The 26361-nt window shown below is 46.5% G+C and carries 26 protein-coding genes; 9 read left to right on the plus strand and 17 right to left on the minus strand.

All coding sequences use genetic code 11. The annotated features are described in order from the left end of the window. Positions 1-3: 3 nt before the first annotated feature. The 7 genes from argJ to CYJ37_RS17820 form a co-directional block, all read right to left on the minus strand. Positions 4-1236: a bifunctional ornithine acetyltransferase/N-acetylglutamate synthase gene (gene argJ / locus CYJ37_RS17790; RefSeq protein ID WP_101550881.1), complete on the minus strand. Its 1233-nt coding sequence runs from the start codon at positions 1234-1236 to the stop codon at positions 4-6. A 106-nt stretch (positions 1237-1342) separates the two neighbouring features. After that, positions 1343-2374 carry an N-acetyl-gamma-glutamyl-phosphate reductase gene (gene argC / locus CYJ37_RS17795; RefSeq protein ID WP_101550883.1) on the minus strand — a complete coding sequence of 344 codons (1032 nt, stop codon included), beginning with the start codon at positions 2372-2374 and terminating at the stop codon, positions 1343-1345. A 206-nt stretch (positions 2375-2580) separates the two neighbouring features. Then, positions 2581-3096 (minus strand): molybdopterin-guanine dinucleotide biosynthesis protein B, encoded by a 516-nt coding sequence (gene mobB, locus CYJ37_RS17800; RefSeq protein WP_094768254.1) that lies wholly within the window; start codon positions 3094-3096, stop codon positions 2581-2583. Next, positions 3090-4355, minus strand: a complete 1266-nt coding sequence (locus tag CYJ37_RS17805) for a molybdopterin molybdotransferase MoeA (protein WP_101550885.1) — start codon at positions 4353-4355, stop codon at positions 3090-3092. The genes mobB and CYJ37_RS17805 overlap by 7 nt, the downstream gene beginning before the upstream one ends. Before the next feature lie 80 nt (positions 4356-4435). Next, the gene (locus tag CYJ37_RS17810; RefSeq protein WP_009794063.1) at positions 4436-4774 is read right to left on the minus strand and encodes a DsrE family protein; all 339 of its coding nucleotides are present in this window, start codon (positions 4772-4774) and stop codon (positions 4436-4438) included. A 1-nt stretch (position 4775) separates the two neighbouring features. Continuing rightward, entirely contained in the window at positions 4776-5084 is a 309-nt protein-coding gene (locus CYJ37_RS17815) for a metal-sulfur cluster assembly factor (RefSeq protein ID WP_009794062.1), read from the minus strand. Positions 5085-5154: 70 nt separating this feature from the next. Next, a complete protein-coding gene (locus CYJ37_RS17820; RefSeq protein ID WP_101550887.1) occupies positions 5155-5949 on the minus strand; it encodes a prolyl oligopeptidase family serine peptidase in 795 nt (264 codons plus the stop codon). A 272-nt stretch (positions 5950-6221) separates the two neighbouring features. On the opposite strand from CYJ37_RS17820, the gene CYJ37_RS17825 reads away from it, so the two are divergent. The 3 genes from CYJ37_RS17825 (at position 6222) to CYJ37_RS17830 (ending at position 7519) form a co-directional block, all read left to right on the plus strand. Beyond that, positions 6222-7043, plus strand: a complete 822-nt coding sequence (locus tag CYJ37_RS17825; RefSeq protein ID WP_009794060.1) for a Cof-type HAD-IIB family hydrolase — start codon at positions 6222-6224, stop codon at positions 7041-7043. Positions 7044-7172: 129 nt separating this feature from the next. Next, positions 7173-7325, plus strand: coding sequence for a hypothetical protein (locus CYJ37_RS27355; RefSeq protein ID WP_009794059.1), 153 nt, complete (start codon positions 7173-7175; stop codon positions 7323-7325). Between the two features lie 2 nt (positions 7326-7327). Continuing rightward, positions 7328-7519, plus strand: coding sequence for a DUF3813 domain-containing protein (locus CYJ37_RS17830; protein WP_009794058.1), 192 nt, complete (start codon positions 7328-7330; stop codon positions 7517-7519). A 41-nt stretch (positions 7520-7560) separates the two neighbouring features. On the opposite strand, the gene CYJ37_RS17835 is transcribed toward CYJ37_RS17830, so the two are convergent. Both CYJ37_RS17835 and CYJ37_RS17840 read right to left on the minus strand, forming a co-directional pair. Beyond that, complete coding sequence (locus CYJ37_RS17835; protein WP_101550889.1) at positions 7561-8319, minus strand: BsuPI-related putative proteinase inhibitor; 759 nt, start codon at positions 8317-8319, stop codon at positions 7561-7563. A gap of 18 nt (positions 8320-8337) precedes the next feature. Next, positions 8338-9168, minus strand: a complete 831-nt coding sequence (locus CYJ37_RS17840) for a YitT family protein (protein WP_009794056.1) — start codon at positions 9166-9168, stop codon at positions 8338-8340. A gap of 129 nt (positions 9169-9297) precedes the next feature. Between CYJ37_RS17840 and CYJ37_RS17845 the strand changes: the two genes are divergently transcribed. Then, the gene (locus CYJ37_RS17845; protein ID WP_009794055.1) at positions 9298-10158 is read left to right on the plus strand and encodes a DegV family protein; all 861 of its coding nucleotides are present in this window, start codon (positions 9298-9300) and stop codon (positions 10156-10158) included. 74 nt (positions 10159-10232) lie between these two features. Further along, on the plus strand, positions 10233-10364 hold the full coding sequence (locus tag CYJ37_RS17850) for a DUF3941 domain-containing protein (protein ID WP_009794054.1): 132 nt from the start codon (positions 10233-10235) through the stop codon (positions 10362-10364). A gap of 69 nt (positions 10365-10433) precedes the next feature. On the opposite strand, the gene CYJ37_RS17855 is transcribed toward CYJ37_RS17850, so the two are convergent. Next, a complete protein-coding gene (locus CYJ37_RS17855; RefSeq protein WP_009794053.1) occupies positions 10434-11300 on the minus strand; it encodes a CvfB family protein in 867 nt (288 codons plus the stop codon). A gap of 185 nt (positions 11301-11485) precedes the next feature. Here CYJ37_RS17855 and CYJ37_RS17860 point away from each other — a divergent pair, with 185 nt between their 5' ends. Beyond that, the gene (locus CYJ37_RS17860; protein WP_009794052.1) at positions 11486-11977 is read left to right on the plus strand and encodes a YajQ family cyclic di-GMP-binding protein; all 492 of its coding nucleotides are present in this window, start codon (positions 11486-11488) and stop codon (positions 11975-11977) included. 171 nt (positions 11978-12148) lie between these two features. Here CYJ37_RS17860 and CYJ37_RS17865 read toward each other — a convergent pair whose 3' ends face one another. Beyond that, positions 12149-12655 (minus strand): GNAT family N-acetyltransferase, encoded by a 507-nt coding sequence (locus CYJ37_RS17865; RefSeq protein WP_094768258.1) that lies wholly within the window; start codon positions 12653-12655, stop codon positions 12149-12151. A gap of 105 nt (positions 12656-12760) precedes the next feature. Between CYJ37_RS17865 and CYJ37_RS17870 the strand changes: the two genes are divergently transcribed. After that, on the plus strand, positions 12761-13633 hold the full coding sequence (locus tag CYJ37_RS17870; protein WP_094768259.1) for an SDR family oxidoreductase: 873 nt from the start codon (positions 12761-12763) through the stop codon (positions 13631-13633). Between the two features lie 425 nt (positions 13634-14058). On the opposite strand, the gene CYJ37_RS17875 is transcribed toward CYJ37_RS17870, so the two are convergent. The 6 genes from CYJ37_RS17875 to CYJ37_RS17900 form a co-directional block, all read right to left on the minus strand. Beyond that, entirely contained in the window at positions 14059-15084 is a 1026-nt protein-coding gene (locus CYJ37_RS17875; RefSeq protein ID WP_009794049.1) for a LacI family DNA-binding transcriptional regulator, read from the minus strand. Between the two features lie 45 nt (positions 15085-15129). Then, positions 15130-17469: a glycoside hydrolase family 31 protein gene (locus CYJ37_RS17880; RefSeq protein ID WP_101550891.1), complete on the minus strand. Its 2340-nt coding sequence runs from the start codon at positions 17467-17469 to the stop codon at positions 15130-15132. Between the two features lie 72 nt (positions 17470-17541). Continuing rightward, positions 17542-19083 (minus strand): alpha-amylase family glycosyl hydrolase, encoded by a 1542-nt coding sequence (locus CYJ37_RS17885; protein WP_009794047.1) that lies wholly within the window; start codon positions 19081-19083, stop codon positions 17542-17544. Between the two features lie 88 nt (positions 19084-19171). Next, positions 19172-20014: a sugar ABC transporter permease gene (locus CYJ37_RS17890; RefSeq protein WP_009794046.1), complete on the minus strand. Its 843-nt coding sequence runs from the start codon at positions 20012-20014 to the stop codon at positions 19172-19174. 1 nt (position 20015) lies between these two features. After that, positions 20016-21296 carry a carbohydrate ABC transporter permease gene (locus tag CYJ37_RS17895; protein ID WP_009794045.1) on the minus strand — a complete coding sequence of 427 codons (1281 nt, stop codon included), beginning with the start codon at positions 21294-21296 and terminating at the stop codon, positions 20016-20018. A 198-nt stretch (positions 21297-21494) separates the two neighbouring features. Further along, positions 21495-22769 carry an extracellular solute-binding protein gene (locus CYJ37_RS17900; RefSeq protein ID WP_022543601.1) on the minus strand — a complete coding sequence of 425 codons (1275 nt, stop codon included), beginning with the start codon at positions 22767-22769 and terminating at the stop codon, positions 21495-21497. 327 nt (positions 22770-23096) lie between these two features. Between CYJ37_RS17900 and CYJ37_RS17905 the strand changes: the two genes are divergently transcribed. Beyond that, complete coding sequence (locus CYJ37_RS17905; RefSeq protein WP_035402737.1) at positions 23097-24860, plus strand: alpha-glycosidase; 1764 nt, start codon at positions 23097-23099, stop codon at positions 24858-24860. Between the two features lie 125 nt (positions 24861-24985). Continuing rightward, positions 24986-26353 (plus strand): MATE family efflux transporter, encoded by a 1368-nt coding sequence (locus CYJ37_RS17910; protein ID WP_009794041.1) that lies wholly within the window; start codon positions 24986-24988, stop codon positions 26351-26353. Positions 26354-26361: the final 8 nt, after the last annotated feature.

The raw sequence follows: 26361 nt of genomic DNA on the forward strand, positions 1-26361 counted from the left end.
CCCTTAAGTGCGATAGCTCGCATTGATTTTGACGTAGTCATAGGATAAATCACAGCCCCATGCTTTTCCCCGGCCTTTTCCATTATGCAGGTCGACCGAAATCTTTATATTTTCCTTCTGGAGATAGGCATTTGCCTCTTCTTCCGAAAATGCTTGCGGTTCACTGTTTTTCAGCATGCATATCGGACCAATCCAGATATCCACATTTTCAGGATCCAGGCTGATATTGCTCTGTCCGAGGGCGCCGATGATTCTGCCCCAGTTTGCATCTGCTCCATATACAGCAGTCTTAACAAGATTAGATCCTACGATCTGCTTTGCTGCTGCGGCCCCCTCCTGATCGGAAACAGCACCTGCAACTTCTGCCTCAATCAGCTTCGTCGCCCCTTCACCGTCCTTTGCGATCTGCTTTGCAAGATTCTCACAGCAGGACCCGAGGAGGCCAAGGAATACATCCCATTCAGGGTGCTCCGGAGACAGAGGCTGATTCCCGGCAAGTCCGTTGGCCATAACCAGGACCATATCATTTGTAGAGGTATCACCATCAACCGTAATCTGGTTGAAGGTACTGTTTGTGACTTCCTTTAATGCTTTCTGCAGGACTGATTGAGAGATGCAGGCATCGGTTGTAACAAAACCAAGCATTGTAGCCATATTAGGATGAATCATGCCTGAGCCTTTGGCTGCTCCGCCCATCCGGATCGGAACACCGTCAATGTCTGCTTCATAAGCACAGCTTTTCATGACTGTATCGGTCGTTAATATGGCAGTCTGGAAGTCTTCTGCACTTTCTGCTCCATTTTTTGGCTCAAGCGCCGCTATTCCCGCCTGGATTTTCTCCATTTGCAAATACTCGCCTATCACACCAGTGGAAGCAACCGCTACCGAACATTCCTCAAGGCCGAATTTCCCGGCTGCCAGCTTCCTCATCTCAAGCGCATCCTTATATCCCTGCTGCCCTGTACAGGCATTTGCACAGGCACTGTTCACGATCACCGCCTGCAGCACTCCTCCGGCGGCCAGGCTTTCCTGGGTTACCTTCAAAGGGGCTGCCTGGAAAAGGCTTGTTGTATAAACAGCCGCACTGTTTGCCGGGACTGTGCTGATAATGGCACCAACATCCTTTTTACTGTACCTTAGCCCTGCGTGTACACCTGCAGATTTATACCCCTTTGGGCTGATAATGCTGCCATCCGGAATCTCCCTCACAGCACTTTCTTGCGACAATGCTTGCATGATTTGCCTCCTAAGAATTTTCTTTTAAAAAATACTATGCATTTGGCACCAGTAATTGAACAGTCCATAATGCTATAATCGACCAGTTCTTAACGGACGTTTGCCATCATGGAAATACTGGTATGAATTCAAGCCCCGCATTTTCCGGAAATCCGAACATCAGATTGGCATTCTGGACAGCCTGGCCGGCAGCCCCTTTCATCAGGTTATCAATGACTGCTACTATGGTAAGCCTTCCTGTCCGCTTATCTGCGCTAAGTCCGATATCACAATAATTGCTGCCTGTGACCTCCTTGGTGGCAGGGTAATTTCCCTGCTGCCTTACCCTTATAAATGGCGCAGCTTCATAAGCTTCCCGGTATGCGCTTGCTGCTTCTTCTGCTGTAATGCCTTCCTCCAGTTCACCATACATGGTTGCCATGATTCCACGTACGGCAGGAATCAAGTGTGTGCTGAAAGTGATTGGGGAAGTATCTTTATTCCACAGCTTGAGCTGCTGTTCAATTTCAGGTGTATGCTGATGCTCATTCACTTTGTAGATCTTGAAGTTTTCGCTCATTTCCGCAAACATGGTCCCTTTTGAAGGAGAACGGCCGGCACCCGATATCCCTGATTTTGCATCGATGATAATTCCCTGCGGCTTTATAAGCCCCCCTAAGAGTGCTGGAGCAAGGCCCAGCAAAGCTGCTGTTGGATAGCATCCGGGATTGGCTATGATATCCGCCCCCTCGATCTTTTCTCTATTCCACTCGCTCAGACCGTATACAGATTCTTCAATCACCGAAACGTCCGGTGGATCTTTCTTGTACCAGGATTTATACTGATCCCCCGGCAGCCTTAAATCCCCGGACAGATCGATGACTTTAATATCCTTTCCTGCAAACTGGCCGGCAAGCTGGCCAGATGCACCTGAAGGAGCTGCCAGAAAGACCACGTCAGATTGCTCTGAAATCTTCTCTATATCAATTCCCTCTAAAGTTTGCCTGTTTATCTCAAGCAGATGCGGATATTCATTGGAAACAGGTGCTTCCCCCCTGGTAGAGTGTATGGATTGAATCCGGAAATAAGGATGGTGCTGTAAAATGCGGAGAAGCTCTGCCCCGCCGTATCCTGTTGTACCGATAATGGATGCCTTCATGGGCTCCCTCCCTCACCTTTGTATATTTAATCAAATATATTTATAAATATGTATAATGTTTCTCTTATTATAGAAATTTAGCAAAACAAAATCAACCATAAATATGTTAATTTTTAATTAAATATTCAAAATCATGAATGAAAATTCATATCGTGCCTGATTCAAATAAAAAAAAAGCCGCCCCGAAGGGTGGCTGTTCAACAAATCTATTGAGAAAGACTGATAACATAAGCAGCCAATTTATCTGCTGCTTCCGAAGATGACCAGACAAGATTCTTCCCGAAATAGGGATGCATATCTTCAGGCAAAAGGGGAGTTACGGCAGCATGGATATTGTCAAGACGGGACAAGTCTTCCGCCTCTTCCAGGTTCCGGACAATTACAGCTTTCGGATAGCACTCCTTTTTATATCCTTCGATAAGGATGATGTCAGGCCCGAAAGCAGACATCAGCTGAATAAGCCGCTCCAGGGGCCAGTCCAGCCTGTCAGCCTGGATCAGGATGCTGCCCTCCCCTTCCGCGAGGCTGGCCAGCGCACCAGCTCTCATATGCAAAGAGGTATCTTTATCCTCAAGAACATCCGGTTTCCCCCCATGTCCATGATGCTTGATCGTCACGGCTGCAAACCCTCTCTTTTGCAGCTCTCTTATTACTGCCTGGACAAGCGTTGTCTTCCCGCTGTTCTTGAAACCCACAATCTGAAAAACAACGGGCTTTACCATGGCTGGCTGCTTCCCTGGTCATCCTCGAGCAGCAGCACATGTACTTCATCGCCCCTTTGGTATCCCCTTGTACCGCCGGGAAGCACCATAAGAGCATCTGCCCCCGCCAGGCTCATGACAATATTCGATTTATCCACGCCGCTTGGCACTGAGATGAGCCGGCCATTCTCGTATTCAAGCCTGCTCCGCACAAACCGTGTAAATGGATTCGGTTTTGGGAAGTCTTCCCCAAGAGCAGCCTGCACCATCCGTAAATGAATTTTATCCGTATACAGCATTCCCCGGATCACCGGCCTTACGAACAGCTCGAAACCCACATAGCAGGCAGATGGATTGCCTGACAGCCCAAATAACAGCTTTCCGCCAAGGCGGGCTACAGTTGTGACACTTCCAGGGCGCATGGCCACCTTGTTAAAAAGCACTTCAGCGCCAAGCTTTTGGTATATAGCCGGCAGATAATCATAATCCCCTACCGACACACCGCCTGTAGTGACCAGGATATCGGTTTTTTCAAGCGCTGCCTCTATGGCTGTAAAGCACGTATCAAAATCGTCCGGGAGCTTCCCATAATACTCGCAGGCGGCGCCCGAGCGCTCAATCTGCGCCATCACCATATGGGAATTGCTGTTTCTGATTCGGCCCGGTTCAAGCGCCTCATCCACATCAAGCAGCTCAGTGCCTGTTGCAAACAGCCCGATAGCAGGCTTTTTGGCGACAGGCACTTTGCTGCAGCCAAAGGTGGCCAGCATGGCGATCACACCCGGATTGATTTTTTTTCCTTTTCTGAGCAGGATGTCTCCTTCTTTCGCATCCTCCCCCTGAAAAGAAACATTATCTCCTGATTTAAAGGACCTTTTTATGCTCATAAAATTCTTTCCGTCCCGCTCCTCTGTCCTGGCAAGCTCCAGCATAACCACTGCATCACATTCTGCGGGCATTTGAGCACCTGTCATGATTCTCGCAGCCTGGTATGCTCCCACTTGCACCTTTGCCACATAGCCAGCCCCAATATGGTCCACAACCTCAAATTCCACAGGGCTGTCAGCTGAGGCACCTGCTGTATCAGCTGCCCTGACGGCAAATCCATCATACGGGGAACGGTCAAAATGAGGCACATCATTCGCTGCCTTTAAATCTTCCGCAAGATAACGGCCATAGCTTTGATTGATTGGGACCCATTCAGTTTCCCCGGAAAAATCCATCTGCAGGATTTTATCAATAGCTTCCCTTACAGGGATAGGCTTTCTCCTTTCGACCATGCCTTTTCCACTCCTTATGTATTCATTTTTGAAAGTGCTAAAAAACAGCAGGATATCCTGCTGTTTTCTCCGCTGTCTATTTAAGAAATTGTCAGAACTTCATGACTGGCGGCAAGCTCGACAAAATGGGCCATGCCGCTGATTTTCCCGGCATACAGCTTGTCCCCGACACCATAGTGATCCACGCATGTCTTGCATGCAAAGATGCCGACTCCTTTTTCCTCCAGCTCTTTTGCATGAACCGAAACAAATGATTCCCCTGTCAGGGCATATACGCCGCTATTCATGAAAAAGATTGCCGCAGGAAGCTCCTTCTGCTGCTTCAATAGGGTAAAAAAGGTTTCAAGCACACCGGAGCCAAGCTCTGCATCTCCTTTGCCCAATTGATCGGAGCTGACCAGTATAACCTTGTTTTTCATATTATTGTACGCCCAGGGCTATCTTAGCATAGCGGGACATTTTATCCTTTGTCCATGGCGGGCTCCAGACAATGTTCACTTCTGTATTTTTCACTTCAGGTATATCTGAAAGAGCAGCCTTTACCTGGTCAACAATCGTTCCGGCAAGCGGACAGCCCATGGAAGTGAGCGTCATATCGACTACAGCCGTTCCTTCGTCTTCCATTTTCACATCATATACCAGTCCAAGATTGACTATATCTACACCAAGTTCAGGGTCGACTACAAGCTCAAGGGCCCCCATGATGCTGTCTTTTAATTCCTGATCCATGCTAATCACTCCTTAGCAGTTATTATTAAGCTGATTCTATGATAACAAAAAGCCGCGCTCTTGAAAAAACTTATGACTCCAGGCCGGAAGGTCCATCCCCTAAATACGTTTCAAACCACTCAACCGTTTTGAGCAGCCCTTCTCTTGATACTTTATGCCCGGCGTTTTCGTCTGTCAGAAAGACAAGCTTTTCGGGCATCTCTTCATAGTTTGTTCTAATCGATTCATAAAAATGATAAGTATAGTGATAAGGGACAACCTGGTCTTTCTTTCCGTGCCAAAACAATATCGGCCTCCCTGCAAGTTTTTCAGGCTGCTGGCTGATATCCAGCTCTTTCAGTTTTTGCAGCAGTCCTGCCAGTTCTTCTTCTTTAAAAGGAAGATCAATTCCGTGCTTCTTCAGCTCGTCGATCTGCCAAAGGGCAAACTTCTCATAATAAGGCATGCCCATCAGGCTTACTGCCGTTTTAATCCAGTCATACCGCGTCAGGGCGCCCATGGTAACAATGCCGCCCATCGAGGTTCCGGCAAGTCCTATTTTTTCTTCATCAATCAGGCCCTCTGATGCAAACGCATTTTTAATTGCATTCAGCTCTTCTATCTCAGTGAGCACAATTTCCCAGAATTTCACGTTCAGATCATTTCCGGTCAGGCCTGTGCTTCTTTCCCCATGGTAGAGAGCCTCCGGAAGGACAACCCGAAAGCCTTTCTCCGCGAGCAGATAGGCATAATGGAGATTATGCTCTTTCGCACTTGTAAAACCATGTACAAATACAATGAATGGCAGTTTTTCACCGAACTTCTCTTTGTCTGCGAGATGCAGCACAGGAATGCCTTCCACTTTTCTATTTTCAATAATAATCATGGTGTTCCTCCCGCGTTCACATAAAAAAGATCATTTTTTCTTTAAAAATGCGATTTTTTTTACAAAATAAATATTAAATTGGTACGATAGTGGTAAATACACATACAGGAATCGGCTGGGCATGGCAGACTCCCGGACTTCCCGGAAAAAACAGCTTCCCCGGAATTTCCTTATGTAAATTCTTTCTATATCTTTAGTGTAGCATGCTGACATTTATTTGCCTAAAGCTTTACACTGAGATTATCCTAATACAGAAATGAGAAGGAGACTTTATGGCAGAAAAACATTTAATTGCATTGGACTTAGATGGAACCTTATTAAAAGACGATAAAACCATTTCCGCAAAAACAAAGCATGTGATCCAAAAAGCCCGGGAGGCAGGGCATATTGTCATGATTGCAACCGGGAGGCCTTTCAGATCAAGCCAGATGTATTATCATGAAATGGGGCTGGATACTCCTATTGTTAACTTTAACGGCGCCTTTATCCACCACCCTAAGGACAGGAACTGGGGGGTATACCATACCCCAATGGATATAAAAGTGGCAAAGGAAATTGTCGAAGCCTGCAGCGGCTTTTCATTTCACAATATCATTGCAGAAGTGATTGATGAGGTATACTTCCACTACCATGATGAGAAACTGCTCGACGTTTTTGGCATGGGAGACCCTGAAATAACCACGGGAGATTTAAGGAGATTCCTCACAGATTCACCGACCAGTATGCTGATCCATACCGATGAGGAACAAGTCAAAACCATCCGGAGCCATTTATCAGAGGTCCATGCCGAGGTTATTGATCACAGGCGGTGGGCTGCTCCATGGCATGTCATCGAGATCGTAAAATCCGGTTTGAACAAAGCCGTCGGGCTGAAGAAGGCCTCCGACTACTTCCAGATCCCGCCTGAAAGAATCATTGCATTCGGGGACGAAGATAATGACCTGGAGATGCTTGAATATGCCGGACGCGGAATTGCCATGGGCAATGCAATCGATGTGGTGAAAAATGTCGCAAATGAAATGACGCTGACCAATGAGCAGGATGGAATCGGCGTGTATCTCAATGATCTGCTGGGCCTGAACGCCTTAAAATAATTTAACATGGGCCCTGCCGCTGACCGGCAGGGCTTTTCCTCTTGTTCCCTCCTTTAAATAAACATGCCCTGGCGCATAATAACAAAGAGGCAGCAGAGCTGTTTCATATTTCCTTAGGAGGGGATCCGAATGGGCAAACGCAACAAATCGAAACGCTTTGTACAGCAAGGTGCAGATACAGTAAGCAAGCATGATTCCCGCATACCCTATCACACCACATATGCTGAAGCTGAAGCGAGGAAGATGGCGAATGTACAGGAATCTTCTCTTGGAGGAATTTAGCGATGGGAAACAGGCTTTATCAGGAAGCGCAGAGATTTGTCCAGATGGCCTCACAGGCAGGGCCGGCTGAACAGCAGCAGACGATTGCGAAAGCCAAAAACGCACTCCATTCAGCTTATGCGAACTCCACAAGAGCTGAACAGGAGCAGCTTCGCGAGCTGCAGGACCAGCTGGACCAGCTTGCAGGCCGCTGACGAATAAGAGCATGCCCGCAGTGCGGGCATGCTCTTATTGATTATCGGAAATTTTCCAGGACTGCAGCATAGGTATGGATGACCCTGCCTTCTTTATCCTTTTCGTACAAGCTGAGGATGACTGTGCCATTTTCGGGCAAGGATTTTTCCGGTATGTTAATTTTGAAATGGAAAGGCGACCAATCGGGAAATTTTGAATCAGAAGGGCCTGCTGCCTCCCCAGCAAGCACCTGATGGCCGTCTTCGGCTGTATAGTAAAACCTGCCAGTTTCAGCAGCTGCTTCCCCTCTCACCTCATAAACACCATTCTCCCCGCTTACCTCCACTTTCCTGAATGCAGGGTTCTCCTCCGGGACATCGAGCTGGGCTTTATCCCTCAGCACCACTGATGCATGGGTTTCACCTTTCCGTTTGAGCGGGATGGACAACTCGGCTGAATAGGATCCTTCCCCAACCCTTCCAGATGCAGTTTCATAGTCCCAGGATTCGGTCCAGGATACAAATTCCCCGGGATTCAGCTTCAAGTACTGTATGGCCTGCAAAAAGGACTTTCCTGCCGAAGCATCATACACGATTTCACCGCTCTTATCGCGAATGATCAGATCATATCTTTGTGAGGTTGGGAACTCAAAAACCTGTGCCTGATCAGAGCTGTTGATAAGCCCCACCTTAATTTCAGCCGATTCCGGGCCGGGATTCAGGCTCAAGGAAACCTCAGGACCGCCTTCCGCATTTGCGCCTGATCCATTCATCGGGAGTGAAGCAAAGATCATGAAAAAGACTGCTGCAATTCTTAACATGACAATACCTCCTTTTTATCAATCTTTCCTGAAAAAGCCGAAAATCCCTGCTGTTTCAACAATATTGGTGAATGCATAAGGATCGACATCCTTTATAATCCTTTCAAGGTCAAAAAGCTCATAGCGGGTGATGACGATGATCATCATTTCTTTATTTTCATTCGTAAAAGCCCCTTTTGCGGGAATGGTCGTAATGCCGCGCACAAGCTTATCGTGGATGGCCTGCTTCAGCTCGGCCGATTTTTTCGTAACAATCATGGCAGTCAGCTTTTCATGCCTTGTATGGATGGCATCGATCACCCTTGTAGATGCATAAAGCGTCACAAGCGTATATAAAGCTTTTTCCCAGCCGTAAAGAAAACCTGCAGTAATGATGATGATGGCATTTAAAGTAAAGAAATATGTACCGACAGGACGGTCTTTCATTCTTGACAGGAGCATCGCGACGATGTCCATTCCTCCAGTGGATGCCCCCCATTTAAGTGTCATCCCTACGCCAACAGCAGCAATGACGCCTCCAAATACTGCATTCAGAAGAATATCCTCTGATACATGGATCACAGGAATGAGCTCCAGGAATAGGGACATAAGGAAAACGCTTAAAAAGCTGTACACCGTGAAAGACCTGCCCACCTTTTTCCATGCAAGGATTGTTACAGGTATATTCAGGACGAACAATAAAATACCTGTTGAAGCAAAGCCGCCCAGAATGCTGGAAAGCAGCTGCGCGACACCTGTGAATCCGCTGGCATAAACATTGGCCGGGATCAGGAAAAAATTCATCGCAATCGCATTAAGGATGGCGCCTATAAGCACCACAACAAATTTCTTGGTTTCTAATAAAATCATACAGAACCCCCTTAAAACACTTGGTGTTTCTTTACCCTATATTGTGTTTTTTCAACACATTTCATTGTATTTTTTCCCTTGATTCTATAAACTAAAAGCATATTAACGTGCTGAAAGCAGGTGACCTATATGTCAGTAAAAATCATGGCTGACAGTGCAAGTGATTTACCATTGCATTTTTTCAAGGACAATGATGTCCTGCTCTTTCCTCTGCAGGTTCTTCTGGATGGGCAGGAATACAAAGACTTGATCACAATTGAACCAAAAAAAGTTTATGATAGCATCAGAAGCGGCCAAACCCCTAAAACCTCCCAGGTTTCTCCAGTAGATTTTGAAAAGGAATTCAGGGAGCTTGCGAGGAGCGGCCGGGAAGGCATCTACATTGCATTTTCCTCGCAGCTTTCCGGTACATACCAGACAGCAGCCATGGTGCGGGATCAGGTAAAAGAAGATTATCCTGACCTTAGCTTGTCCATAATAGACACAAAATGCGCATCTCTTGGAGCGGGATTGATCGTAAAAGAGGCGGCAAGGCTTTCTGCCGAAGGGGCATCACTGGAAGAAATCGAAAAGGATATCCTTTTCCGGAGCCGCCATATGGAACATCTTTTCACTGTCGAAGATCTGGATTATCTCGCAAAAGGCGGGCGTGTTTCCAAGGCTTCCGCTTTTCTCGGAGGCCTGCTGAATATCAAGCCTCTCCTTCATGTAGAAGACGGGAAGCTTGTTCCTATTGAAAAGATCCGTGGAAAAAAGAAGCTGCTTCGCCGAATGATCGAGGTTGCCAAAGAGCGGGGCAAAGGCTTCTCAGGACAGACGATTGCCATCAGCCATGCAGACAATCTTGAAACAGCTGAAGAAGTAAAAGAGATGCTGATCGAGGAGCTCGGAGCCAAGGAGGTATTGATCTCTGACATTGGGGCAGCCATAGGATCCCACACAGGGGCCGGCACTATTGCACTCTTCTTTTTAAATGAAATAGCATCATAAATCTACATACTCCTTCTGATTGCGGCAGACACTAAACCGACGGCGATCAAGCCGGAATAAAGGAGGTTTTTTCTATGCCGCACACTTCAGACAATGATAAAAAAGCACAGGACAATAATGCCCTGAGGCATGAGAAAAATATGATGCGCGAAAAAAACAGAAAAGCCGGGAAGCATCAATACTCGAAAAAAACTGATCATCTCTAAGCAGCCAGGGCTCTTTATGGATGACTTTCCCGAAACAGAAAAAAGCAAGCGCCCAGCGCTTGCTTTTTTCTATGATTGCTGCTTTATATATGTCCAGCCGTCCTCCTGATAGACCTTCCCTTCCTTCATCAGTCTTCCAAGAGCACGCTTAAAGGATGATTTGCTCATTTGGAAGCGGTCCTGGATTTCGTCTGCCATACTTTTGTCTCCATAAGGCATGGATCCATTCCGCTCTTCCAAATAAGAAAGGACTTTCTGTGAATCAGCGTCAAGCGCCTCCTCTTTACGGGGCAGAAGGGAAATATTGACTGTTCCATCTTCCTTTACGTCAATGATCCGCCCCTCGATTTTCTCGCCAAGGCGAGGCTCTGTCTTCCTCTGGGACTCATGGATAAACCCCTTGAATCCTTCTGCCGTATAAGCCCAGCTGCCTACTTTAGCGGTCCTGTAGATATGGCCGTGGACGTTCTTATTAAAGTCTTTCCGCGTAGCTTTAATGGAAATCTCCTCGATAATGGGGTCCTTCGCATGCTTCACATACACCCGGTTATTTCTATTAACACGGAGGGTGATATAGAGAAGATCGCCCTTCTGCGGCCAGACTGACAGGTGCAGAGGCAAATCTTCCTGGCCGAGAAGCATTTCTTTTTGGATCCCGATATCGATAAATACGCCGAGATCCTCCCTTACATCACTGACCTTTGCCCAGCCATACACTCCCACCCGGATCTCCGGAAGGGTATCCGTTGCCGAGATGCGTTCCCTTGAATCTGTATAAAGGAACACTTCGACCTTTTCATCCACCTCATACTCTTTTGCCGCTTCATTTATATGCAATAATACATCTTCATCACCGTCTGTCAGAAAATAACCGAAAGATGATTTTCTTGATACGGTTAAAGTTGTGACTTGTCCGATATAGTCTGCCAAAGGCATGTAATTTCCTCCTCAATGGCTTTATTGTCTGCTGACAATCTGAAAGTTGTTTGAACTGCTATATTTTACTATAATAAACGAATAAGGTAAAACGGTTTCGAAGAAGGAGCCGCCGGCTTTAGGAAATATCCGGCCAAAGGCTTCAATACAGCCGGTTAAATATAAGGATTAACGGAGGTCTAACCATGTCAAAAGAAAGCTCATTTGATATTGTATCCAAAGTAGATTTATCTGAAGTGACAAATGCAATCAGTATTGCAATGAAAGAAGTCAAGACCCGGTATGACTTTAAGGGCAGTAAAAGTGATATTACCCTTGATAAGGAAGAGCTTGTCCTGATTTCGGACGATGAATATAAGCTTGACCAGCTGAAGGATGTACTGCTCAGCAAAATGATTAAACGCGGAATTCCCATCAAAAATCTGGATTATGGAAAAGTCGAAGCCGCTTCCGGGGGCACAGTGAGGCAGCGCGCTAAGCTTATGCAGGGGATCGATAAAGATAATGCAAAGAAAATCAACACCCTCATCAAAAACAGCGGCCTGAAAGTAAAGAGCCAGGTGCAGGACGACCAGGTCCGGGTAACAGGAAAAAACAGGGACGACCTTCAGCAGGTAATAGCTGCTGTAAGAGAAGCCGACCTGACAGTCGATGTGCAGTTTATAAATTACAGATAGAAAAGCGGAAAAGCCTTGCTCGATAAAGGAACGCGTACTAAGAACGCCACGTCCTGTGGCAACGTCCGCATGACCCACATCCTGTGGGCATCAAGCTTAAGACGAGCAGAGCGGAAGGCGCTTGTTTAGTTAAAATCCCCGGATGCCAGAGGCATGCCGGGGATTTTAATTTTATTTTACAAACACATACATCAAAAGCTCATCAGAATAAGAGCCATCAAAGTTCTTCACATGCCTGATCCTTCTGCCTTCCTCCTGGAATCCCATTTTTTTATATAAATGAATGCCCCGTTCATTATGTGAGAACACTTCCAGGCATACTTTTTCAATGCCCGGCTCCTCTTTCGCCCATTCCAGGCAGGTGCCGATCAGCTGCTTTCCGATGCCTTGATTGCAATATTTTTCTTTAATGGATATTCCGAACATTCCGATGTGGCTGACTTTTTTGCGTGTTTTCCGGGTAAAGTTCAAAACTCCGGCAAGCTCTTCTCCGCTCCAGGCAGTCAAAAGCAGATTCCCAGGCCGTCCATGATCAATGATCCATTGCCTCTCTTCTTCAACGGTTGCCTGAAATTCCTCGGGCACCGTCAGCATATTCTCTGATTCATGCAAAATTTGCCGTGTATGGAGAAGCAGCTTTTCAGCATCCTCCTGCCTGGCCCGCCTGACTGTTACCATAAAAAAATCCTCCCCTTTTAAACACAAGAAATTTTTTCCATGTTTTTATCACATACTAGCATGGAATACACCTAATATCTATTAAAAAATTGGAGGTTTTTCACAATGGCGAACGAACAGAAAGATAATCAGAACGGATTCATCCCTCAGCACCAGAACCAGCAGCCGGGGGTTGAGGATAAAATGACCCCAGAGCCTTCTTATATTGACCCGAATTATAAGGGTTCAGGAAAACTTGAGGGCAAAGTGGCCATTGTCACTGGAGGAGACAGCGGGATTGGCAAATCTGTTGCTATTTATTTTGCAAAAGAAGGTGCTGATGTGGCTGTTGTTTATCTGGAAGAAACTGAAGATGCAAAGGAAACCAAACAGGAAGTCGAAGCAGCCGGCCGCAAATGCCTTCTCCTTGCCGGCGACCTTGGAGATGAAAGCTTTGCAAAGGAAGTGGTCTCCAAGACGCTGGATGAGTTCGGGAAGGTAAATATCCTTGTCAATAATGCGGGTGAGCAGCATCCGCAGACAAGTCTGCTGGATATCAGCACAGAACAGCTTGAAAAGACATTCAGGACAAACATTTTCTCTATGTTCCACCTGACAAAGGCTGTACTGCCGCATCTTGACAAAGGAAGCTCTATCATCAATACGGCTTCCATCACAGCGTATGCAGGACATCCTAAGCTGATAGACTATTCTTCCACAAAAGGAGCGATCGTTACATTCACCCGCTCCCTGTCCACAAACCTGGCTGATTCAGGGATCAGAGTCAACGCAGTTGCACCAGGTCCGATCTGGACGCCGCTCATTCCTTCCACCTTCACAGAGGAAGATGTCGCCAAATTCGGAACTGACACACCGCTCGGCAGAGCCGGCCAGCCGTACGAACTGGCACCAGGCTATGTATACCTCGCAAGCGACGACTCCTCCTACGTATCCGGCCAAATGCTTCATATTAATGGCGGGAAGGTTGTTAATGGTTAGAAAAGCGGAAGGCGCTCGCTCACTAAGGAACGCAGACTAAGAACGCCACGTCCTGTGGCAACGTCTGCATGACCCACATCCTGTGGGCCTCAAGCATAAGACGCTTTAGGATAGAAGGGGTTCTTTGCCTTCAATCCTAAAGTGGCTTATGACTCGAGGGGCTAGCGCCTGGAGCTGGACAAGTAGAAAAGCGGAGGGCGCTGCACCTTTATAAAAACAATTGCAGATCAATCATGCCAGCCGGAAGCACAACTTCCGGCTGGCCTTTTATTATCGGAAAAATGATTATATTACCGAAATCAAAATTTTATTATCGAAATATGCATTTTTTTATCGAAATCCTAACACCGATCATCAATAGCATCACCGTCTTCTGAACCAAAAAAGCTGCCCCGCGGCAATTTGCCGGGAGACAGCTTTTAACCTTATCTTGCAGTAACACTGCAGGAATGCCTTTTAATAATCTGATGCGGAATGATAATCCTTTTGGTCGGCTCTTTTGGATCCTCCACCATCTGGATCAGGCTTTTGGCAGCCTGGTATCCAAGGTCGAAAATATTGATATCGACTGAGGTCAGCGGCGGCCGGGACATTTCTGACAGAAGGACATTATTGAAGCTGATGATAGAAATATCATCAGGCACGGATATCCCCATTTCATCCAATGTATTAAGCACACCGAGCGCCATAAGATCGTCAGCTACCACCAGGGCTGTCGGGGGCTTTTCAAGCGATAGAAGCTCCCTTACTGCCTCCTGGCCGCCTTCCTTAAGGAATTCTTCATGAATGACGTAATCGTTGTCCAGCTCAATGTCCGCAGCTCTTAGAGCCTTTTCATAGCCCAGCAGGCGCTCAACGGTGACAACCAGATTCAAATCCCCGCCGACAAAGGCAATATGGGTATGCCCCAGCTCAATTAAATAGTCGGTTGCTTCTTTCGCAGCCCTGAAATTGTCGTTGTCAACATGTGTGATTTCCTCTACATCACGGAACGGTTTTCCGATGACGGTGAACGGATAATCTCCATCCTGTAAAAATGACAGGACCTTATCTTCAATCTTTGAATACAGAAGGACGACCCCATCCACCCTGCCGCCCTGCACCATCTGGACAACTCCGTTATAAATTTCTTCATCTGTTTTGCCTGTCGTCATATGAAGGGCATAATGCTTTTCATGGGCACCTTCGCTTATGCCCCTCAGAACAGTCGGGAAAAAAGGATTCTGGAATACGACGTCAGTGGAGCTTGGCATAATTAGTCCAATTGCCTGTGTGGACTGGCTGGCAAGGCTCCTGGCGATGAAATTCGGATGATATCCCAATTTATCCATCGCTTTCCTGACCTTTTGCTTCGTTTTTTCACTGATCCGCGGGCTATTCGCAATCACGCGGGAAACTGTAGAAGGGGCCACATTCGCCAGTTTTGCCACGTCTTTTATGGTAACTGCCATTCCCTTCCCCCCTTATCCATAAGAGTAAACCGCTGCTATTTCTAATTATGAAAGTATAAAATAATGGCGGCCTTCCTCAATTTTTTCAGGGAGCAGCGTGCTGCTTCCTATCTTTAACCTGACATTTTCTCTGCTGTGCACAGCAAGCTGAACAGTGCTCCAGACAGGCTCATAAGTGCCTGCGATTGCAGAGTTCAGATAGACCGTCCCTTCCTCACACTTCACTTTAAAGCAAATCTCCCTATATTCCCCTTCTTCATAAGCGAAAGTTTCCCCGTCATCTTCATAAAGGGTATAAGAGCATTCTGACCCTTCTTCATAATAAAGATGAAGTGTCAGGGGACCTGCTGCACCTGCTTCCCCATGGGCAGCCATCGTTCCTTTTTTGATAAAAATCGGCAGCGTTTCCAAAGGAGCTTTAATCAAATGGTGCTTTTTCCCCTCATAGGTGCTGCCAGTCCAATAGTCTGTCCACATACCTTCAGGCAGATAGACGGCCCTGTGGAAGGTGCCCGGCTGCATGATCGGGGCAATGATGACATTGTCGCCGATCATGAATTGATCAGATAGATTCCAGGTATGCTCATCCTCCGGGAATTCCAGGAATAATGGCCTCATTACAGGAGTGCCCTCTTTATGAGCCTCGGCAAATAAAGAATAAAGATGGGGCATCCATGTATAGCGGAGCTCAATATATTTTCTAATGATAGCTTCATATTTCTCCCCGAATGCCCATGGTTCCTGCCTTGCTGATCCTAGTACACTGTGATTCCTGAAAAACGGGGTGAATGCGCCTGCCTGTGTCCATCTCGCGAGAAGCTCCCCATTGGAATCATGGGCAAAACCGCCTACATCCGGGCCAGAGAAAGGAATGCCGGAGACGCCAAGGTTCATAACCATTGGCAGCGACATCTGCAGATGTTCCCAGAAGCTCCGGTTATCCCCTGTCCATACGGCCGCATACCGCTGGACACCCGAATATCCTGCACGTGTAAGCAGAAATGGCCGCTTCCCCTTCAAATTTCTCTTCATGCCTTCATATGTCGATTTCCCCATCAGAAGGCCGTAGAGATTATGAAGCTCCTTATGTGTTCGGGGATTTCCATCGTTATCATGCATGACTTTCAAATCCATTGTTTTACTTTCATTAAAGACCGCCGGTTCATTCATGTCATTCCAGATGCCTTCAATCCCAAGCTCTGTATAGTACGAATGGAGGCTTCCCCACCAGTCGCGCACTTTTTTGCTTGTGAAATCAGGGAATGCACTATTTCCGGGCCAGACGTCTCCGTAATATACATTGCCCTCCAGATATTTGCAGAAAAGATCTTCCTGGATGCCCTGTTTATAGACCATATATTCCGGATCTTCCTTTACGCCCGGATCAACAATCGGAACGATGTGTATGCCCATTTCCTTCAGATCACTGATCATTTTTTCAGGATCAGGGAATTTATCACGGTCAAATGTGAAAACCCTGTATTCATCCATATAATGAATATCCAGATGGATGCTATCCAGCGGAATCCCTTTCTCCTTAAAAGCTGCCGCCAGCTCCATCACTTCCTGCTGGCTTTCATAGCTGTACCGCGATTGGTGGTAGCCGATTGCCCACTTGGCCGGAAGGGGCATTCTGCCTGTCAGCGATGTGTATTGACGAATAACATCCTTCGGCGAAGGTCCAGCCATCAAATAATAATCAAGCTGGCCGCCATCGGCTGAAAAGGAATAAAACTCCTCTCCGCGCATATCAAACTCTGCCCGGAAAGTATTATCGAAGAATATGCCATGGGCTTGCCCTTCCCTCAAGGTAAGAAAGAAAGGGATTGACTGGTAGAGCGGATCTGTTTCCGGATTATGCGGGGCATATACGTCACTATTCCACATAACCAGCTTTTCCCCTCTTTTATTAAGAAAGCCCGTTTTCTCTCCAAATCCGTAAAATTGATCGCTCTCCTCCATATTCTTGAAGCAGATGACCTCTTTAGAATGCTTATAGCCCATCCCTTTTTGATTTTCTCCGGCTAAAACCCTGCCTTCTGCATCTGCCACCGTAATTCGAAGAGGAGATTTGGTCAGCTTGACAGTCAGACAAGAGGTTTTCACCTCTGCCTGGTCTCCTGATTCATAATGCTCGAGCTTAACTTCCTGCAGCCCCCCAATGACGGCAGGGCTCGTTCCCGCATCCGCTTCGCCAAAAAAATTCATAGTGATGCGGACGATTTCATTTGCGTAGAATACAATCCTGAGTTCCCCTGTTTCTGTCCGGGCCTTCAGGCCATTCCTGCACTCTTCTATAGCAAGGACATCTCCTGCTTCCTGGTAATCACTGTTTTCTATCTTTCTGCTCTTTCCTGGATGTATGGCAAAACTTGTATCATTCATGTAGCCGACTCCTCCTTCAAATCCCTTCTGATATGACCGGGATTGGGAAGCTGCCGGCAGTGCCGGATGGGGTCAGGAAACAGGCTTCCTCTTTTTCGACCTTCTCCAAAGAAGGATAATAAAGACGATGAAGGCTGCATAGACCAGTCCCATCACTGCCAGATAAGGGATATTTAAACCTGTCTTCTCTGACAGCGCATAGATTTCGGCTTCTTCCCGGTCAACGATCAGCTTATATTTTCCCTCATCAGACCTTACAAGATCCCCGCCCAAAAGGCCTTTCAGCTGCTTATCGCCTTCAAGCAGGCCGGAATCAAGGGAGACGGTCTGCGTTTTGACGGTATTATTGATGGCCACGACAGTGGTTTCATCCTCATAGGTCCGCTTGTACACTGCCATGCCATCCTTATTGTACAAAGGCTCCATTGTGCCCCTCGTAAGGGATGGGAGCTGCTGCCTTAATGTCCCGATATTCGAGATGTATTCCACAAGCTCCTGGTCTGTCCGGAAATCCATTTGGCGGCGGTTATCGGGATCTTCCCCGCCATCAAGTGCTATTTCACTTCCATAATAAACAATGGGAATCCCCGGTGACGTGTACAAATATGTGAGGGCCAGACGCCATCTCGGTCCCGGATGCTCATTGTTGGTTACTGCATCGCGCGTGAAACGAACGGTGTCATGATTGTCCATGAACGTTCCCATTAAATAAGGTTGATCGTATTGGGCCTGATTCCTCTCCCAGCTGGCAAACAGCCAGTCAAAGGGCTGCCCGGGCTTTTCAAATGCCGTGCGCAGATGCCCGTTCAGCGGATAATCGACAAATCCGTCGATCCCTGCTTTCTCATACTGTGCAATATAAGCAGGGTCATCGGTCCATACTTCGCCGAGAAGATAGAAATCCTCCTTGGCGCTTTTTACTTCTTTCGCGAAATCCTCCCAGAAGTCAACTGGCACATGTTTGACCGTATCAAGGCGGTATCCGTCAATATCGGTTTCCTCTATCCACCATTTGGCTGCATCCAGGAGATATTGCCTGGCCTCCGGATTCTCCTGTGCGAGGTCAGGAAGATTATAGATCCAACCATTTTCAAGCTCATCCTGATTCTCCCAGTTGGTTATTTCCTTTTGTTCATGGAACCAGTCCTGCTTGTCCGGATCATTCACCCAGGGATGATTGGGTCCGACATGATTGACAACAAAATCAAGGATGATTTTCATATCACGCTTATGGGCTTCTTTTACAAGCTTTTTAAACGTCTCGATAGATCCGAAGTTTTCTTCCGTTTTGTAAAAATCATTGATCCAGTAGCCATGATAGCCGCCTGCTTCATTTTCGAAAATCGGCGTCAGCCAGATGGCTGTAAAGCCCATATCCTTCAGATAATCTAGCTGGTCAATGATACCCTGGAAGTCCCCTCCGTGATAGGCTTTCGGGTCACTTGCGTTTGTTTCCAGGTCATTGCTGAAATCGCCGTTGTTAAAACGGTCGACCATTAGAAAATAAATTGTTTCATCCTGCCATTTACGCTCTTCTTTTTCAACTGCTCCTACCGGTAGGGCGCAAAAAAGAAGAAACGGAATTAAGATGAGAGCCATGACTCCTTTTTTCATCTCCGCTCCTCCTTAAATATCAAGCTGAGCTGCCATAAGGAAACACCCCTTTAAGCAGCCCAGCCCTAAAGTCACTAACCCTTTAAGATTAGCCTTTTGTGCCCCCGGCAGTCAAACCTGAAACGAAATATTTCTGGAAGGATAAGAATAAAATTGAAATCGGGATTGCAATCAGGACAGATCCGGCAGCGAACGTTGTGAATTCGGCTCCATACTGTCTTGATACAAGCTCATACAATCCAACGGCAAGTGTATATTTTTCAGGTGTTCTTAGCATGACCTTTGCCAGGATGAAGTCCGTAAACGGAGCAATAAACGTAAAGAGTGCAACGACTGCAACAATCGGTTTCGCAAGCGGCATGATGATCTGCCAGAAAATCCTGAAGTGGCCTGCTCCATCCATCCTTGCACTTTCATCCAGCTCTTTAGGGATGCTGTCGAGATATCCTTTCATCAGCCAAGTGTTCATTGGAATGGCCCCGCCTACATAAATGAGGATGAGCCCGATATGGGTATCCAGCAGGTTTGTTACCTGTGCAAGGACGAAGATCGCAATCAATGCTGCAAAGTTAGGCACCATCTGAAGAATCAGGAACGTGGTAAGTCCATTTTTCCTGCCGACAAAGCGGTACCGTGAAAAAGAGTAAGCCATCAAGCTGATGGTAATGACAGATGCCAGCATGGTGATCACGCAGATTTTCAACGTGTTCCAATACCAGATCAGATAATTGCTCTCTTCCGGGTTGAATATCGTCTTATAATGGGCAAATGTCGCGTTTTTCGGGATGAGTGATGAATTGGTCAAGCTTGTTCCCGGCGTCAGTGATGCTCCAATGGCCCACAGAATCGGATAAATGATGATGACCGCCATAAAAAGAATGACAAGATAGGTCAGTGACAGCCTGATGAATTTCTCTTTTTTTGTAGTCATATCACATCATATCCTCCTCTTTGAAAGCTTTTGTCCTTCTGAACTGCCATAATGCCACGGAAATGACTATCGCAGATAGAATCATCGTGATGGCTGCAGCCATTCCGTACTCAGACTTCGTGACAGTCAGATTATAGATCCACGAAATCAGGATATCGGTGCCGCCTGCATTTTGATCTGAGATAGCAGGGCCGCCCATATTGAATAGATAGATAATATTGAAGTTATTAAAGTTAAAGGTATATTGCGTAATCAGGATCGGTGCGATGGACAGCATGATCAGCGGGAACGTAATATTCTTGAACTTCTGCCAAATCGTCGCTCCATCGACTGTTGCCGCTTCATAAAGCTCATCCGGGATCGCCTGCAGCACACCTGTGACCATCGCAAAAATGAACGGGAATCCAAGCCAGGTCTGGATCATGATGAGAGCGATCCTTGTCCACAGGGCCTCTGTCATCCAAGGGATCGGACCGATTCCAATGAAATCCAGGACTACGTTATTGATGGCACCGAACGTTTCATTGAACAGGCCGGAAAAAATCAGGATGGATACAAATGCCGGTACGGCCCATGGCAGGATCAGGATTGTCCTGATGATCGCTTTTCCTTTTAGATCCTTCTGGTTGACAAGTACTGCCAGGAAGACCCCAAGGGCGATCTGGAATGTTGTCGCACCGAACGTCCAGATGATCGTCCAGGCAAACACGTTTACGAAAGTATCACGCCAGATATCCAATGTGACCAGTTTGGCGAAGTTGTCTAATGCCACCCAGTCCATCAGCTTCGCTGGCCACTGATGATACAGGTTGTAGTTTGTGAACGAAAGCAAAAGCACGAACACAATCGGCAGGATGACCACGAAAACCAGCAGGAAGAATCCCGGAGTGATCATCAAGTATGGGAATCCGGAATCTATCAATGTATGATATTGCTCTTTTATCGAGCTCAGGTGCTTGCCCAAGTCCCGTTTCTTTCCATTTTTATAGGCATCGCGAATGTTGATGAACATAAATCCTGCCGCGAATAGAAGAAGGATGACGGAAATGATTCCGTATACCAGGAGGAAGATGGAATTATCCCTCGGCAGCTTTTCTCCGAGAGTGACAAGTCCCCAAAGGCCAATATTGAGGAAGTCTTTAAAAGCAACGATGAATGATAGTGTTAGAATTAAAAAGGCGATGCCTTTGACAAATTGTTTATTATACATTTGGCCAAGTCCCGGGATGATGGACAGGCCTGCAGCAATTTTCCGATGGTTTGAACGGTATGCTTCTTCCATTGAAAGGATGCCCCTTTCTATCTGATTCCCATAAAGGGCGATTTTTTTATTGATTTTTTTTTGCGGCACTATTGTCTTCTGAAAGAGCCGAAGCTATGCCTGTTGGAATCTATTAAAATCCTGCTCTCTTTGACGCTTAATAAAATGGGAGGCAGTACTCCACCAAGGAGTACCGCCTTTTCCCTTTATTGCTATAGATCAGTTTCCGCTGTGGTTCGCTTCGATCTGCTGTTCAATAGTCTTCACAGCATTATCAAGCGCTTTTTTGGATTCTGATTTACCGGTAATGATTGTTTCTACCGCTTTTTTCATAGGATCCCAAACTTCAGCCATTTCCGGTACACTTGGCATTGGAACAGCATACTGTGACTGCGCCATTACTGCTGCAGCACCTTCGTTATTCTTAACGAACTCAGGATCTTCCATCAATGATTTCAATGGCGGGATCTCGCCAGTCAGCTCAAAACGCTTCTTGGCATTTTCTTCGTTTGTAATGAACTCAACGAATTTCTGGGCCCATTCCTGGTTTTTGCTGAAGTTAGTAACAAACCATCCTTTAACACCCATGAATGTCTTGACAGGCTCGCCATTTGGAAGCTTCGGCAGAGCGGCTACACCATAATCGATGCCTGCATCTTTATAATCCTGGAACGCCCATGGGCCGTTTTGGACTGCAATGGCTTTTCCTTCTTTAAAGAGGCCGTTCATATTATCGTTTGATTTTTCTCCGATGATTCCTTTAGGGAATAATCCTTCTGCGTACCACTTTTTGATATAATCTGCTGCTTCTACAGAAGCATCGTTATTCAGGCCGATATCAGTCACGTCCACTTTGCTGTCTTTCTCGCCGAATACATATCCGCCGAACCCGGAGAATACGCCGTGTGCATGATAGAAGTCATCCCAGATTGCAAGGAATCCGTAGTTTCCGTCTTTTGTTACTTCCTGAGATTTAGTATAGAGATCTTCCAGGTTTTCCGGAACTTCAGGAAGCAATGCTTTGTTGTAAATGAAAACCGGTGTTTCAGTAGCTTTCGGAAGTCCGTAAAGCTTGCCTTCATATTTCAGGGCTTCTACTGAAGAGCTTGTAAATTGGTCAAGGATCTCGTCGCTTACTTCAAGTTCCTTAATATACCCTTTTACCATCGCAGGGCCAGTGCCGTCATGAGACATTGTGATAACATCCGGCGCATTGGCTGTGTTGCCATCCAGGGCAAGGTTTTCCTGCATCTTTGTTATATTCAATTCTTTGAATTCAATTTTGATGCCGTGTTCTGCTTCAAACTTGTCTGCCGCATCTTTAAGAGCGACTCCTTTATCTGTATCTTCCCAGACAATCAGCTTTTCAGGTTTGTCTGAGCCGCCTTCTGTTTTTTCTCCTGCAGTGCCTGTTTCTTCATCTTTAGGACCGCAAGCAGCCAGCACTCCAAAAACCAGGACAATCATCATAAATAATGATAAAGCCTTCTTCATTTTGACCCCTCCAAAGAAATTATATTTTTCTAGTACAACCGTTTGCACAAATCGCTGCATAAAAGGCAACTGAAAGCGTTATCAGGCTATTCAAAAAAAATAACCGCTGAAGACCTTCGGGACAGCCGCCTGTGAAAACGATTGCACAAACTTTAACTTTATTATACTTGCTATTTTCATTTTGACAACCCCCTTTTTTAACATTATCGCTAAAAAGTTTATATCTGATATAAGAGCTCCAGCTTGAATGAAAGCCTGTTCTTTGATAAATTTTAAAAAAGTCAACTTGCGATGCAATCGATTGCACAAGAGAGGGGAAAATTTATGCTGGAAAGGTCGTCAATATTTCACCAGCCTGCTGACAGCTTTGCGTATGCCTATAGCGAAAACATACTCCATATCAGGCTGAAAGCCAAGAAAGGCAATATCGAGGAAGCTGAACTTATTTACGGAGACCAATATGAATGGAATGAAGATGGCTGGGTAAGCCGCCGGATCCCGATGAAAAAAACGGGATCAGACCAATTATTTGATTACTGGCTGGCTGAGCCCGAGCCAGAGTTTAAAAGGACAAGATACGGCTTTTGCCTGAAGTCAGGAGACGAGCAGGCCGTTTATACAGAAAAAGGCTTTTTTGACTCCCTTCCTGAAGATCCCGGCAGCCTCTTCTGCTTCCCGTACCTGCATGCAAGCGAGGTTTTCAGGGCTCCGGAATGGGTGAAGGATACGGTATGGTACCAGATTTTCCCTGAAAGATTCGCTAATGGTGATGAATCTTTAAATCCACCGGATACAAAGCCGTGGAGAAGCGAGGAGCCCAAACCTGATAATTTCTTTGGCGGTGATTTCCAGGGAATCATTGACCATATAGATTATCTTGCCGGACTGGGTATTACCGGGATTTACTTCACACCCATATTCAAGGCATACTCCAATCATAAATATGATACAATAGATTATTATGAAATCGATCCCCAGTTCGGAGATAAAGAAACTTTCCGCGAACTTGTGAAGATTTGCCATGACAAAGGAATCAAAGTTATGCTCGATGCTGTCTTTAATCACAGCGGATATCAATTCCCCCCCTTCCAGGATCTTCTGGAGAACCAGGGGGATTCCCAATATAAAGATTGGTTCCATGCTGGAGAATTTCCGCTGGAAGGCGGAGAACGTCCAAACTATTCCACCTTTGCGTTTGTCGAGTCCATGCCAAAGCTCAATACGCAAAATCCGGAAACAAAGGAATACCTCCTGGAGGTCGGGCGCTATTGGGTCCGGGAATTCGATATCGATGGCTGGCGACTGGATGTTGCCAATGAAATCGATCATCAGTTCTGGCGCGAATTCCGTGCTGAAGTGAAGAGCATCAAACCGGATCTTTATATCCTCGGGGAAATCTGGCATGATAGCATGCCTTGGCTCAGGGGCGACCAGTTCGATGCTGTAATGAATTACCCATTCCTGACAAATGTTCATAATCTGTTTGCTAAAGAAGCAATCAGCCCCCGCCAATTTGCGGAGAATATGGTCTCTGTTATCCATATGTATCCTGATAATGTTAACGAGGCTGCTTTCAACCTGGCTGGAAGCCATGATACCCCGAGGGTTCTGACGGAGTGCGGGGGTTCGCTTGAAAAGGCAAAGCTGATATTCACATTTATGATGACCTATATCGGAACCCCTTGCATTTATTATGGAGATGAAGTGGGACTTTCCGGCGGCATGGACCCGGGATGCCGGGAATGCATGCCATGGGATGAAGAAGAATACAGTATGGAAATGTACGAACATACAAAGAAGCTTATCCAATTGCGCAAATCAGAGCCCCTGCTGGCAAATGAGGGAGTTCTGGAATTTCTTGAGCTTCCTGAGGAGAGTACAGTTGCTGCATTTGCCAGAAGTTCGGGTAACAGGAAGATTGTCATCCTCTTGAATGCTTCAAGTGAAGAAGCATCATTCTCCCTCCCTTTTCCTTTAAAAGGGAAAAAAATCACCGATCTGCTGACAGAGGAAGAATATGCGGCTGAAGCAGATTCCCTGTCTGCCGTATTGGAAGGCTACGGGGCTGCCATATTGTCCTTTGAGCTATAAAATTTCAAACCAACATTTATAAGGCTGGCACTTCTGCCAGCCCTTTCTTTGCGCATAATGACTTCCCGGGGGAGGCACTCTTTTATCTCAAAGAATCACACCGCATTGTTTAGGAGATATGTAAAATGAAACAACCGAAAAAGAACTTAACTTTATTTGCCCTCACCTGGCCTATTTTCATTGAAATACTGCTTCATATGCTGATGGGGAATGCTGATACGCTTATGCTGTCCCAGTATTCCGATAACTCTGTTGCTGCTGTAGGGGTTTCAAACCAAATTCTGTCACTCATCATCGTGATGTTTGGATTTGTAGCAACAGGCACCTCCATCCTGGTTGCCCAGAACCTGGGTGCAAAACAGCTTGGGAAAGCCGGTGAAATATCGGTGGTGTCCCTTGGGACCAACCTTTGCTTCGGCATACTGCTCAGTGCAGTCCTGATTATTTTTGGCAAGCCCATGCTGAAGCTGATGGATCTTCCCTCGGAACTGATGGATGAAGCAAATGTTTATCTTGTGATCGTCGGCGGCTTTTCCTTTGTCCAGGCACTCATCATGACCATTGGGGCCGTCATCAGAAGCTACGGATTTACAAGAGATGTTATGTATATAACCATCGGGATGAATATACTGAATGTCATCGGAAATTACCTTTTCATCTTCGGACCTTTTGGGATTCCTGTACTGGGCGTAGAGGGCGTGGCCATTTCTACTGCAGTCAGCAGAACGATCGGCCTTGCTGCTTCCATCCTGGTCCTGATTAAGCGTACGGAAGGAGAACTGCCCTTCAGGCTCCTTTTCCGCTTCCCGAAGGAACATCTGCGGAACCTCCTGCAAATCGGCATCCCTTCTGCTGGCGAACAGCTGTCTTATAACGCCTCTCAGATGGTCATCACCTATTTTGTTGCAATGATTGGGACAGAAGCTTTGACGGCAAAGGTTTATGCCCAGAATCTGATGATGTTCATTTTTCTATTCAGCCTCGCCATCAGCCAGGGAACCCAGATTATGATCGGGCACATGATCGGGGCAAGAGAATTTGCATCAGCCTATCAAAGGTGCATCAGAAGCTTGAAGCTCGCAATTGCGATTTCAGTGGGAGCAGCTGTCGTTTTCACCTTTTTCTCAGACTCATTGCTGGGAATCTTTACGGACAATCAGGATATCATCAAAGTTGGAAGCACGCTGATTCTTTTGACCATCATCCTTGAACCCGGCCGTTCCTTCAATCTGGTCGTCATCAGCTCGCTAAGGGCGGCTGGCGATGTAAAGTTCCCTGTCTATATGGGCATCCTGTCCATGTGGGGTGTGTCTGTCACCATTTCTTATATCGCCGGGATCCATTTTGGACTCGGGCTTATTGGGGTATGGATCGCCTTCATTGCAGATGAATGGCTGAGGGGCATCCTTATGCTTTGGCGTTGGCGCTCCAAAGTATGGATGGAAAAATCGTTCATCGGCAGGGCCGGCAAGGAGGAAGAAGCTGCCGGCTAAAGAGACAG

It is taken from the genome of Bacillus sp. UMB0728 (assembly GCF_002858875.1).
Lineage (GTDB): Bacteria > Bacillota > Bacilli > Bacillales > Cytobacillaceae > Bacillus_AB > Bacillus_AB infantis.